Source organism: Paenibacillus mellifer (genome assembly GCF_023195895.1).
In the GTDB taxonomy this organism is placed as follows: domain Bacteria; phylum Bacillota; class Bacilli; order Paenibacillales; family Paenibacillaceae; genus Fontibacillus; species Fontibacillus mellifer.
Map to the genome: position 1 here is coordinate 41,916 of NZ_JALPRK010000030.1, position 12,000 is coordinate 53,915.

A 12,000-nucleotide genomic window follows, 5' to 3' on the forward strand; every position below is an offset into this window, starting at 1 on the left:
CTATGTGATTGCGCAATGTACTGCTTATATTCTCACTGCTTTCCAGCAGGCTTCGATTGTTTGTTGAACGTGGATTTCATCAAGTGGATATTTCCCAACCAAGTAACCCTTGATCACCGAAGCGATCATGCCGTGTAGGAGTTGGTAACAAAACTGCGGATCCATCTCCTTCAGCAATCCCTGCTTCTGGCCTTCCATGATGATGCTCAACGCCTCCCGTGTACTATTGTCATCCATATGACGCAACTCGGGGGTAATATAAGGTGAATACGAATAACTGTCGATAAACAAAAACTCCTTCGAACAATCAACCGCAAACCGTATCCGATTCAGTTGAATACACTTGTATCTTTCATATAAGCTGGCCTGTGAATCGTAACCGACCAGTAAGTGTTCCGCCAGGTGGAGGCGAGCTTGCCGGTATACCTCGTTCACCAATTCTTCCTTACTTGAGAAATAGTTAAACAGTGTTCCGGAACCTACCTTCGCCCGTTTGAAAATTTTCGCAAAGGTTACGGACTGCAGGCCTTCCTCATCGATCAAATCCAGTGTTGCCTTTAAGATATCTTCACGTTTGCTCATCTTAAGCACCTCATGTAGTTCACTTTATCGTGGACATTCGATTTCGTCAATTAATCGGAATTAATATTCCACTTATGAGTAGAATTTCGCTTTTAGCATGGATAAAGACCATATTTTCCTGCATTACTAGAATATTTATTCCAAATTCCCTTGACCATGTCCTCTACAAGAGTTATGATGAACCCCGTTGGAACATTCATTCCACACGCCAAAAAGGGGAGAAATCATCATGTCAAAAGTATGGCTAATTACCGGGAGTTCACGAGGTTTTGGACGCAGCTTGGCCGAGGCGGTATTGGCAACCGGCGATCGCTTAATTGCTACAGCACGTAAACCGGAACAGCTGGCAGCGCTGACCGAGTGTTACGGAGACCAGGTTCGTACTGTCGCCCTTGATGTTACAGACCAAGAGCAGGTGAAGGCCGCTATCGAAGCAGCGATCCAATCGTTTGGTCGGCTTGACGTATTGGTAAACAATGCAGGGTACGGAAATCTAGCATCGATCGAGGAAACTTCCCCGGAAGATTTCCGCTCTCAATTTGAAACAAACTTCTGGGGAGTGGTACACGTGACGAAAGCTGCGCTCCCATTCCTCCGAGAGCAAGGTTCAGGACATATCCTTCAGTTCTCGTCAGTCGGAGGGCGCATCGGCTCGCCCGGGCTGGGCCCATACCAGGCAGCCAAATGGGCTGTTGAGGGTTTCTCCGAGGTTCTGGCGAAAGAAGTCGCCCCCTTGGGTATTAAAGTGACGATCATCGAACCGGGCGGTTTTCGCACCGATTGGGCTGGAGCGTCAATGAGTCATATCGAACCCCGGGAGGAATACCGTGATACGGTAGGTCTTATGCTGGAGCGCGTTCGTCAAAGTTCTGGGAAGCAGAAGGGGGATCCAAACAAAGCCGCTCAGGCGATCATCGCAATTGTAGCAGAGAAGAACCCGCCGCTCCGTTTACTGCTCGGCAGCGATGCGGTGCAAGTGGCTCGTGAGGCCGACCGGCAGCGTCTGGCGGAAACGGAACGTTGGGCCGAATTAAGTGTTTCAGCTGATTTCGATGAGATTGAGGAACAGTAACCAATACTCAAGAACCGCCGGACGAACCATCACAAGGGGCAGGACCCGAACTCTCTCGGTTCCTGCCCCTCGTTTGTCTGTAAAAAACGCCAGTCCGCACCAAGCGGATTTGAGGCTATGATCTCTTGTTTTCCTACTTCCTTCCCTTCATCGCGCCTCTATCTCAACCTCCAAGAATCCCCACGCGGACTAAGCTTGCGCACCTCCGACACCCCTAGGACAACGCCTGTTTGGCGAATTCATAAAAGCTCAGCGCCTCATGCCAGGAACCGAAGGCGGCCTGCGCCAGCTTGTCGTTGCCGCCGCCTTTTCCGCCGTAAGCAGCAAGATGCTCCTTGAAGAAAACGCCGCAGGACACCGAATGGCTGCCGTTCTGAGCCAGCACCATCTTGTGCTCAGATTCGGTCGCCAGCAGCACTGCTGCGTCACATTGCGCGGTGAGCTTCTGCGCCAGATTCTGCAGCTCCTTTAACGGCTTGTCCGCAAAAATGCTGGCGATCCGTCCGCCCTCCTGCTCGGCCAGCAGCTGGCCTACCGTAATTTCGTCCATGGCTTCTTTTAGTGCGTCCATTTCAGATTGAAGCTGTTTCTGCTCAACCTCCCATTTGTCCAGACGCTCCAAAATGCCTTCCCGGCTCGTCTTCAACCTGGAGGTCACCGAGGCAAGCACCTGTTGCTGCGCCTGAAATTCTCTCAGTGCCCGGTACCCGCATTTGAAGAGAATCCGCACATTTCCTTTCTGCTTCTCAGTCTTCAACAGCTTTATCATCCCGATTGCACCGGTTGCCCCAACATGCGTCCCCCCGCAACCGTTATACTCCACGCCCTCCATCTCGACGATGCGAATGCGTTCGACCGCCTTCGGCGACTTCACCAGCGGCAGCCGTGACGCTTCCTCCTCGGTGACGAAATAGCCGGAGATCTTATGGTTCATATAGATATGCTGGTTCGCCTCGTGCTCAATGGCGGTAAGCTGTTCTGTCGATATCTCCGTCAGATCTACGTCAATCGTGCAGTAGTCCTCGCCAAGATGGAAGCTGAGTGTCATTGCCCCGTGCTTCAGGCATACGGCGGAGAGCAAATGCTGCCCGCTATGCTGCTGCATATGATCGAATCGGCGGTTCCAATCGAGTTCGCAAGCGACCTTGTTGGCCTCCGGGAATCGCTCCACCTTATGCAGCACCTCTTCTCCTTCGCTGATTACGTCCAGTACGGGGATGCCGTTAATTCGCCCCGTATCGTTCGGCTGACCCCCGCCATGCGGATAGAAGGCACTCTTATCCAAAATGACATATCGGCCGTCCTCCCGCTCCAACCTGTTCATGACGCGTGTCGTCCAGTGGGTCAAATAAGCATCCTCATAATATAGCCTTGTCGTCATATCTAACTTTCCTCTCTTTGCATCGTTCCTTGATTTCAGTAGAAATCCATTTCCTCCCTCTACTATACCGGAACTCAGGTGTGCTTCGCACCCTTCGCTGCTGAGGTGCCGCACATGGCCCTCTTCCTCCCCTCATATAATGGGATGACGAGAACAAGGAGGGAGCAAGGATGGCCGTAAACCTTACCGACATCCAGCGGGAGATTCGCCGATTCTCCGAGGAACTCATTCAGCGGCAGGAACCGGATGGCACCTGGCGGTTCTGCTTCGAGAACGGCATCACGCTCGATGCGTGCATCATTATCCTGCTTCGTACGTTAAACCAAGACCGGGAGGAGTTGATTCGACAGCTGCACGACCGGATTTTGGCTGCCCAGCAACCGGAAGGCTGCTGGCGATGGTATCACGATGACGGAGAAGGCCATCTGTCCGCAACGGTGGAGGCGTATTACGCCCTATTATTCTCCGGGTACAGCCGGCCAGAAGACGAACCGCTGCAACGGGCGAAGCGGTACATTCTGGAACGGGGCGGCATCAGTCAGGCGAGCAGTCTGCTGACCAAAGCGATCCTGGCGGCCACCGGACAGCGGGCATGGCCGTCGTCCTTATCGCTAATCCCGATTGAAATCCTATTGTTGCCCGAGTCGTTTCCGCTGAACCTCTACGATTTCTCCGGGTATTCGCGAGTTCATCTCGTTCCGCTGCTGATCCTGGCGGAGCGGAACTTTCGCGCCAGATCGACGCGGACGCCCGACTTAAGCGAGCTGTTCGTCGAGTCCCAGAGTGTAGACGATGATCGTCTCATTCCATCCCGAGAGAGCCGGGAACCTCTCGAACAGATCCAATCCGCGCTGGGCCATTTGATTGGCACGCCGCGTCGAATCCGGCAAGCGGCGGTCAACAAAGCAGAGCACTATTTACTTGAGCGGATCGAAAGCGACGGGACTCTGTACACCTACGCCAGCTGCACGGTGCTAATGGTATTTGCTTTGCTCGCGTTAGGTTATGAACCACAGCATCCCGTAATCCAGCACGCCGTTGAAGGCTTATCCAACATGAAGTTTACGGTAGACGGCAGCGGCTTTGGCGAAAGCGGCTTTGACTATGTCACGATCCAGAACTCCCCTTCCACCGTCTGGGATACCGCACTAATCTCTTATGCCCTGCAGGAAGCAGGAGTTCCCTCTTCCCATTCGGCTGTTCGACGTGCCGCCGCCTATCTGCGGGACCGACAGCACCAGCGGCCCGGGGATTGGCAGATTCATAACCCGGGCATCCTACCGGGTGGTTGGGGGTTCTCGGAAACCAATACGTTCGTCCCCGATGTTGATGACACCACGGCCGCCCTGCGGGCTCTTTATCCCATGCACGCCGACGATCCCGCAACCCTTGATGCGTGGAACCGCGGACTCAATTGGGTCTGGTCGATGCAGAATAACAACGGCGGTTGGCCCGCCTTTGAAAAAAACACCAACAAGGAGATGCTCACCTGGTTGGCGATCGAAGGAGCTAAATCCGCCGCCACCGATCCGTCCGAAGCGGACCTGACCGGCCGAACGCTAGAGTACTTAGGCAATTTCGCCAAGCTGGGCGTACGGCATGATTGGGTCGCACGCGGGGCTGACTGGCTGCTTAGCCACCAGCAGGAGGATGGGTCCTGGTACGGACGCTGGGGAATCTGCTACATTTACGGCACCTGGGCGGCGTTGACGGGGTTCATGGCGGTGGGTATGCCGGCGGATCACCCGGCCATCGTCAAAGGCGCCGACTGGCTGGGCAGCATCCAAAACGCGGACGGCGGCTGGGGAGAATCCTGCCGCAGCGATCAAGTGAGGCGGTACGTGCCGCTTCGCGCCAGCACCTCTTCGCAAACGGCCTGGGCGCTGGATGCGCTGATTGCGGTGCATGCTCAGCCCACGCCCGAGATCGAGCGGGGCGTCGCCCGTTTGCTCGATCTGCTGCACGAGAAGGGCTGGCCCAGCACCTATCCGACCGGGGCCGGGTTGCCGGGTTATTTTTACACCCATTATCACAGCTACCGCTACATCTGGCCGCTTCTGGCGCTCGCGCATTATGTGAATAAATATGGGGACGGTGCGCCTTAACGGCGTTCCCGTCCCCTGTTTGATTTACGATCATACAACGTTCTGTTTATATTTCTGCAAGATATGCTCCATAATCGGCTCAAGTTCCGTATCATTGACTAGCGCCAGCTTCTCTGCTTTAAATAACTGAACCTTCTTGAAATCGTAATAGTCCCGCAACACCTGCTCCAACGTTGTTTCATTGAACATGATATATTTCGCCGTCAGAATTTCCCGCAGCATGACATCGTCTTGGAGCAGCAGGAACTTGACGTTAACTTGGTTAAACACGCCTCGCTTCATCCCATCCTGGTAGAACTCGACCATTTTCCGTTCCCGTCGATGCATCGCTTCTTTAATATGCCCAAACAATTCTGGATAAGCTAACTGAAGATCGCGTAGAAACACATCCGTCACCGATTCAATCAGCATGATCGATTGCTCGAATAGCCGCTGGAATCGGGTCCCGAATGAGGATTCCTCCCCTTGTGTCGTTTCCAGTACCAGACCATCAATGTAGTCCTCATAGGTCCCGACTAAGGCCTCCACTACTTCGTCCTTCGAAGAGAAATATTTGTACATCGTCGCCCGGCTGACGTCCATGGCTTTAGCGATATCGTCCATTCTCAGTGACTGAAAACCTTCTTTTTTAGTGACGCCCGCCAATTTCTTCAGCATCTTGCTTTTCGATTTATTGGGCGACTGATCGGTTAATCGTTCCATCCCGTACTTCGACCTCCTTACAATACCATCTATTATACACAAATCACACCTTGCGGTCATACTCATTATACATTATAGACATTTTATATATTTTTTGTTTACTTTGTATCGAAATCGTGATATCCTTCTCTCGTAGTCAAATTACAGAAAGAAGGAGAAACCATGACTCGAAGTTTTAAGATCGGCGTGTTGTTCTGTGCCGTCATTGTTACGTTTGGCAACATGCTCGCTGCACCTGCAGTAAAACTGCTGCAAGCGGATTTTCCACATGTGAGCGGCTTACTGCTGCAATGGGTAGTTACTTTATCGTCCCTGTTTATATTGCCAACCTTATTCCTGACCGGGTATTTATCCAAAAGGATTTCTAAGAAAAGCATCCTGATTCTGGGCCTGGTCATTTATCTGATCGGAGGGATCGGCCCGGCCTTCGTGAATTCCATCACCTGGATCCTCGTCTTCAGGGCGATCCTGGGCCTAGGCATCGGCTTTGTGGCTCCGACTTACAACGCCGTGATCGCCGAGAACACCCAAGGTACCGAGCGTTCGCACATGAATGGGCTGGTCACGGCCGTTAATGGGATCGGCGGAGCAATCTTCCTGTCGGTTGGCGGATTTATCGCAGCTTATGGGTGGCGTAGTGTCTTCTTATGTTACGCCTACGCCCTTGTGATTCTGCTCATGGTCATCTTCCTGATCCCTAAGAACAAAACGCTACCGTTGCAAAAACCATCTGAACCTGCCGCCGGTTCAGGCATTGCGGCCCCTCTCCCTCGTTCCTTCTTCGGACTGGTGTTAGGAAGCGGGCTGCACGTCATGCTGTACTATGTGCTGCCTACTACATTATCGTTATATCTGGCGGAAACCCATCTGGGAGGTACGTCTACAGTAGGCTTATTGATGGCATTATCCCTCTTGAGCGTGTTTGCCGCCGGGCTTTCCGTCACCGGATTGACCCAAAGAATGCCAAATGCGGTTGTCCCACTGGCTTTGGCCTTATACGCTGCAGGCTTCCTCTTGGAAAGTATGGCGACGAATCTCGTGGTTGCTGCACTCTCCATTCTGATGATCGGGTTTGCTCAAGGGCTTCTCTTTCCGGTGTCATTGAATAAAACGGCCGAATCGGTGCCGAAGGAACGGATCACTACCGCCTTCTCCTTGTTGCTGGCCAGCCTTTACCTGTTCCAATTCCTTGCTCCGCTGTTCGTTAATGGTGTGCAATCGTTGCTGCACCTATCGACCTATCGCGAAACCTATTTATTTCTTTCTGCTGCTGCTGGCTTGTCCTTCTTGGTAGCCCTGGCGCTAAAGGTGAGAAGCAAGACTGGAAAGAAATTATACCCACAAAATAACGAAGTGAAAGGAAGTTAAAATGATGTCAAAAGTATGGTTGATTACCGGAAGCTCCCGAGGATTTGGGAGAGAACTTGTCAAAGCGGCGTTAAAAAACGGAGACCGGGTGGTTGCTACCGCCCGCCGTCCGGAGCAACTGGACGATCTCGCCCAAAGCTACGGGGAACGCATCCGCACGTTTGCGCTGGACGTTACGGACGCCGCAGCGGCACGCGCAGCCGTTCAATTCGCCTTGGACGAATTCGGCACGCTCGACGTCGTCGTCAATAACGCCGGCTACGCCGACAGCGCGCCGATCGAGGAGATGAGCGACGAGATGTTCCGCGCACAAATCGAAGCCAACCTGTTCGGCGTCGTGAACGTGACGAAAGCGGCACTGCCGGTTCTGCGCAAGCAACGGTCGGGCCATATCATCCAGTTTTCTTCCATCGGCGGCCGCGTCGGAGGAACGCCCGGCATGGGCGGATATCAAACGGCGAAGTACGCCGTGGAAGGCTTCTCGGAGGTGCTGAACAACGAGGTTAAACCGCTTGGCATCAAGGTGATCATCGTTGAGCCGGGCGCGTTCCGGACGGACTGGAACGGCGCCTCCATGCGCAAGCTGGCGGTCGGCGCCGATTACGAAGAAACCGTCGGCAAGATGAACCGATTCCGCGATTCATTTGAAGGCCATCAGCCAGGGGACCCGGTGAGGGGGGCGAAAATCATCGCCGACCTCGCCCGGCTGGAGGAACCGCCGCTGCGACTGCTGCTCGGCTCCGACGCGGTCGATACGGCCGCCAAAGCGTCCAGGGAACGCGCCGAGGAAGCCGAATCTTGGGCGGAACTCAGCCGGTCGGCCGATTATCCGATCAACTGAAGCGCCCCCGCCTAACAAAAAAACGTCTCGCCGCTCCTGTAGTCTTGCGGAGCAGCGGGGCGTTTTCGTTTTTTTATGGGAGCGCTTTGCCTTTGGCGATTTCGGCTAGGCTGACGTAAGGGTTGACGTACCTCGCGTTTTCTTATTTTTCGGGAGGGATGGTCCAAGGTTTCAGTGATGGCGTTTGAACAAGCCCATGCCGCATTTCTACAGGGGCATCTACAGTCGAGGACGGGAGAGCGCAGAGGGCGACTGGAGCGCGGGCACCGGGAGGCGGAGAAGTTATTCTGCCAGAAGGTTTGGTGGGAGGTGCAAGGAAATTTCGATCGTTTGCATGGACCCGTGAAGCTGGTCATCGAGATCAAAGGGTTTGGTCCGCACGTCAGGGACAAGGACAGGCAAAAATACTGCAACGAGCTGAATCGGGAAACCTTTCTGACCGCGATGGGGTTTCAGGTGATTTGTTTCGCCTACGATGCCGTCGCGAACCGGCCGGAGTTATGCATCACCTTGCTGCGCATGGTGCTCAATCGGTATTTGCCGGCGAATTCCCCAGCGGACGCCCTCTCGATCCAAGAACGGGAGATCTTACGGCTTGCTTGCATACTGGCCCGGCCGCTGCGTCCAGTGGACGTGGAGACACACCTGTCCCTTAATCATCGGACCGCCGTTCGTACGCTGCAATCCATGTGCGGCAAGGGTTTCCTAAAACCTGCCTTCGGCTTTGAGGGAAAGCGTTACGTTAAGTATGACTCAAATAACATCATGTTCATCAGCACGACGACTGCCTCCATACTCGCAGACCTGACCTGTATAAAGGTAATTGTTACTCAACTGATGCCGGTGATATGATGGTCTCGGGACGAGATAAAGGAATGTCCTTGCAACCGATAGGGTTCGATGTTAACCGGGGGAGGAGAAAAATGTGATCAAAATCAGAGAAGCGGTAGCGGGGGATTTGCCGGACCTGCTGGCCATTTATAACGAGTCGGTGCTGAACTCCGCGGCCACGTTTGACTTGGAAGAGCAGACGCTAAAACAACGGAGGGTCTGGTTCAACAACCACGGCGGGCGGTTTCCGCTGATCGTGGCGACGGTGCAAGGGGAAGTGGCCGGCTATTGCAGCCTGAGCCCGTTCCGGGCGAAACCGGCTTATGCCCATTCGGCCGAGCTGTCGGTGTACCTCGCGGCCAAATTCCGCGGCCAAGGCATCGGATCCGCTCTGACCGCCGAAATTTTGCGCCGTGCCGAAGCGCTGGGGTTCCACACCGTCATCAGTTGCGTGGTTAGCGGCAACGAAACCAGCCGCAAGCTGCACGAGAAGATTGGCTTTGAGCACATCGGTTGTTTCAAGGAAGTGGGGCGCAAATTCGGGAAATGGTGGGACGTCCATTTCTATCAATATTTTACGGGCGCCGGCCATTAAGCCGACGCCCGATCGATAAGCCCTATTCCCGGCCGGCTAACGGCCTATTTTCGCTGCATATAGTAGTAGATCGGCAGTCCGATCAGCGTGATCCCGATCCCGATCAAGGATTGGAGCGGGCTGCTGATGATGGTGCTTCCCAGAATGTATACCCCGCCTACGATACCGACCAGCGGCGTCAAAGGGAACAGCGGCACGCGATACTGCCCTTTTGGAGAGGTTGCGTTTCTTCGCAGCAGAAACACGCCAAACACGCCCATGGTGAAAAAGATCCACAACACGAAAATCAACAAGTCGGTTAACGTATCAAACGTCCCCGAGAAGATATAAATGACCGCCAACGTCCCTTGGAAAATCAGCGCATTGGCCGGCGTCTGAAACTTCGGATGGATTTTGCGGAATAGTGCGGAAAAAGGAATTTCTCCTTTCTCGCCCATGGCCTGCGGAACCCGCGCCGCCGTCATCAGGTAACCGTTCAGCGCGCCAAGCACGGAGACGATAATCCCCGCGGTGATGAACATTCCTCCGCCGCCGCCGAACAGCGCTTCGGCCGCATCCGCGCCGGGAGCTTTGGAGCTGACGATCGCATCATAAGGCAAGATTTGAAATATCGCCAGGTTGACCAAAACATACACGCAGATGACGAAAATCACGCCGATGGAGATTACTTTAGGCAGCGTTTTTGCCGGATTTTTGATTTCGCCGGCCATGTTGGTCACGCCGATCCAGCCGTCATACGCCCACAGCGTCCCCAGCACCGCTACGCCGAAGCCCGCGCCGGTGGCTGCCCCATGGATTCCCGAGAATCCAGGTGCCGAGCCGGTGAACAGGCCAAAGCCGATGATGCCGACGATCGGGATCAATTTGCCGACCGTAGCCAGCGTTTGAATGACGCCGCCGTATTTGGTGGAAACAACGTTCATCGCCAAGATAAAAGCAAGGATCGCTACGGCGAGCAGCTTTTGCTCGAACCCGTCCATCGGGATAAAATACCCGGAATACGAAGCGAACGCGATGGCTAAAGCCGCCACGGACGCAGGATAGGAAATCACCGTTTGCACCCATCCCAGCAAAAAGCCCACCGTATTACCGTATAGCTCGCCAAGATACGTATACAAACCGCCGGATTTGGGAATCGCGGAGGCGATTTCCGCCACAGACAATGCCGAAGCCAACGTGATGATGCCCCCCGTCACCCATGCCAGCAGACTCATCCAGGGAGAACCGGCATGGTTTAGCACGATCCCTGGTTTCAGGAAGATCCCCGATCCGATAATGACGCCGACTACAATGGCGAGGGCTTCGACGAAATTCACCGTTTTTCGGATGGGCCGGTGTTCTTGCTGTCCTTGCTCGATTGATTTCATAAGTCGTTCTCAATTCCTTCTGGTTGTCTTATTTTCGTAACTGGGAAGCTGGTCCGCAAATTACCGCATCATTATACTGTACCGGCTTTTCTTAAGCAATCGATTTTTTGTGAAAAAAAGAACAAATCGGTTTGCAATCCCCCGCTTTTTCCCGTACATATAAACTCGAAGTCGAACATAGATATCCAGTAGAAGTGATAGCGCCTATACGTAGGAAAGGCAGGGAAATAACCATGGCGGTTTCTTACATGGATTTCGCGTCACCCAACGCACAGTTCTCGTTCGACGTCAATCGGAACACGACGGTAATGAAGGATCAACGCAACTTCATTAACGAATTGTCCATCCATCAGTTAAATACGCTCGGGAATATGTCGTTTCTGGATACTTACCTGGACAAAGGCAATGTCATCGAAATGCATATTCACCAAAACGCCTCCGAGCTTGTGTACTGCCTGTCGGGGGAAGTCGTCGTCTCCATCATCAACCCGTTCACCAAAGAGCTGCGGCATTATCCGAACCGCCCCGGCCAGGCGACAAGCGTACCGCAGGGGTGGTGGCACTACGATACCGCGACCATGGACGGAACGCGTTTCCTGGCAATTTTTGATCAGCCGATTCCGGAGATCATCCCCGCATCCGATATGCTCCGATTGACTCCGCCCGAAGCGTTCGCGCATACCTATTGCCTGGATGTCGACAAGGTTCGGGAAGCGTTCGCTCCGCTCAATCAAACGGTGATCATTGGTCCGCCGCGGGGCTGTCATCAGGAAAACCAACAAGCCCCTTACCCTAATCCGCAGCAGGCTTATTCCCCGCATTCCAGCCATCCGCCCTATAACCAGGGATACGGGCTGCGGGCCTACCAGCAGAGCGACGGCAACCCCCGCCGCCCTCAGGTCATCGGAAACGGTTGGGCCCATTTATACCACGATGGACCATAAGTTCAGATAACGGCGCGAAGAATCAAAAGAGGCTGTCCCAAAAGGTAGTTAATTTACCTACTAAGGGATTGAGAAGTGCCTTTGATTGAAAAAAATTGACCAGGTGAGTTCATACCTGGTCGATTTTTTTTGTTTTTTGGCTTAGTTGCCCAACTTTCAGTAGATTGTGGGCAAGGGAAAGCCACCCGACCTCAAGGCTTACTTTGGATAAT

General features: G+C 53.7%; 11 protein-coding genes. 7 read left to right on the forward strand and 4 right to left on the reverse strand.

Annotated elements, in window-relative coordinates; genetic code table 11:
- Window positions 1-24: 24 nt before the first annotated feature.
- On the reverse strand, window positions 25-582 hold the full coding sequence (locus M0651_RS21990) for a TetR/AcrR family transcriptional regulator (RefSeq protein WP_248553826.1): 558 nt from the start codon (window positions 580-582) through the stop codon (window positions 25-27).
- Window positions 583-811: 229 nt separating this feature from the next.
- On the opposite strand from M0651_RS21990, the gene M0651_RS21995 reads away from it, so the two are divergent.
- Window positions 812-1,654 (forward strand): oxidoreductase, encoded by an 843-nt coding sequence (locus tag M0651_RS21995; protein ID WP_248553827.1) that lies wholly within the window; start codon window positions 812-814, stop codon window positions 1,652-1,654.
- A 214-nt stretch (window positions 1,655-1,868) separates the two neighbouring features.
- Here the strand turns inward: M0651_RS21995 and M0651_RS22000 are convergent, their stop codons facing one another.
- A complete protein-coding gene (locus M0651_RS22000) occupies window positions 1,869-3,035 on the reverse strand; it encodes an alanyl-tRNA editing protein (RefSeq protein WP_248553828.1) in 1,167 nt (388 codons plus the stop codon).
- Between the two features lie 170 nt (window positions 3,036-3,205).
- On the opposite strand from M0651_RS22000, the gene shc reads away from it, so the two are divergent.
- The gene (gene shc, locus M0651_RS22005) at window positions 3,206-5,140 is read left to right on the forward strand and encodes a squalene--hopene cyclase (protein ID WP_248553829.1); all 1,935 of its coding nucleotides are present in this window, start codon (window positions 3,206-3,208) and stop codon (window positions 5,138-5,140) included.
- A 30-nt stretch (window positions 5,141-5,170) separates the two neighbouring features.
- On the opposite strand, the gene M0651_RS22010 is transcribed toward shc, so the two are convergent.
- Window positions 5,171-5,842, reverse strand: coding sequence for a TetR/AcrR family transcriptional regulator (locus tag M0651_RS22010; RefSeq protein WP_248553830.1), 672 nt, complete (start codon window positions 5,840-5,842; stop codon window positions 5,171-5,173).
- Between the two features lie 162 nt (window positions 5,843-6,004).
- Here M0651_RS22010 and M0651_RS22015 point away from each other — a divergent pair, with 162 nt between their 5' ends.
- The 4 genes from M0651_RS22015 (at window position 6,005) to M0651_RS22030 (ending at window position 9,477) form a co-directional block, all read left to right on the forward strand.
- Entirely contained in the window at window positions 6,005-7,210 is a 1,206-nt protein-coding gene (locus tag M0651_RS22015) for an MFS transporter (RefSeq protein WP_248553831.1), read from the forward strand.
- Between the two features lie 4 nt (window positions 7,211-7,214).
- On the forward strand, window positions 7,215-8,051 hold the full coding sequence (locus M0651_RS22020; RefSeq protein WP_248553832.1) for an oxidoreductase: 837 nt from the start codon (window positions 7,215-7,217) through the stop codon (window positions 8,049-8,051).
- Window positions 8,052-8,228: 177 nt separating this feature from the next.
- A complete protein-coding gene (locus tag M0651_RS22025; RefSeq protein WP_248553839.1) occupies window positions 8,229-8,903 on the forward strand; it encodes a PDDEXK family nuclease in 675 nt (224 codons plus the stop codon).
- A 73-nt stretch (window positions 8,904-8,976) separates the two neighbouring features.
- Window positions 8,977-9,477, forward strand: a complete 501-nt coding sequence (locus M0651_RS22030; RefSeq protein ID WP_248553833.1) for a GNAT family N-acetyltransferase — start codon at window positions 8,977-8,979, stop codon at window positions 9,475-9,477.
- Between the two features lie 44 nt (window positions 9,478-9,521).
- On the opposite strand, the gene M0651_RS22035 is transcribed toward M0651_RS22030, so the two are convergent.
- A complete protein-coding gene (locus M0651_RS22035; RefSeq protein WP_248553834.1) occupies window positions 9,522-10,844 on the reverse strand; it encodes an APC family permease in 1,323 nt (440 codons plus the stop codon).
- A 233-nt stretch (window positions 10,845-11,077) separates the two neighbouring features.
- On the opposite strand from M0651_RS22035, the gene M0651_RS22040 reads away from it, so the two are divergent.
- Window positions 11,078-11,788, forward strand: coding sequence for a cupin domain-containing protein (locus M0651_RS22040; RefSeq protein WP_248553835.1), 711 nt, complete (start codon window positions 11,078-11,080; stop codon window positions 11,786-11,788).
- Window positions 11,789-12,000 lie beyond the last annotated feature (212 nt).

Coding starts and splice junctions, on each gene's coding strand:
- M0651_RS21995 (WP_248553827.1), top strand. CDS start 812: ATGTCAAAAGTATGGCTAATTACCGGGAGTTCACGAGGTTTTGGACGC.
- M0651_RS22010 (WP_248553830.1), bottom strand. CDS start 5,842: ATGGAACGATTAACCGATCAGTCGCCCAATAAATCGAAAAGCAAGATG.
- M0651_RS22020 (WP_248553832.1), top strand. CDS start 7,215: ATGTCAAAAGTATGGTTGATTACCGGAAGCTCCCGAGGATTTGGGAGA.
- M0651_RS22015 (WP_248553831.1), top strand. CDS start 6,005: ATGACTCGAAGTTTTAAGATCGGCGTGTTGTTCTGTGCCGTCATTGTT.
- shc (WP_248553829.1), top strand. CDS start 3,206: ATGGCCGTAAACCTTACCGACATCCAGCGGGAGATTCGCCGATTCTCC.
- M0651_RS22025 (WP_248553839.1), top strand. CDS start 8,229: ATGGCGTTTGAACAAGCCCATGCCGCATTTCTACAGGGGCATCTACAG.
- M0651_RS21990 (WP_248553826.1), bottom strand. CDS start 582: ATGAGCAAACGTGAAGATATCTTAAAGGCAACACTGGATTTGATCGAT.
- M0651_RS22000 (WP_248553828.1), bottom strand. CDS start 3,035: ATGACGACAAGGCTATATTATGAGGATGCTTATTTGACCCACTGGACG.
- M0651_RS22040 (WP_248553835.1), top strand. CDS start 11,078: ATGGCGGTTTCTTACATGGATTTCGCGTCACCCAACGCACAGTTCTCG.
- M0651_RS22035 (WP_248553834.1), bottom strand. CDS start 10,844: ATGAAATCAATCGAGCAAGGACAGCAAGAACACCGGCCCATCCGAAAA.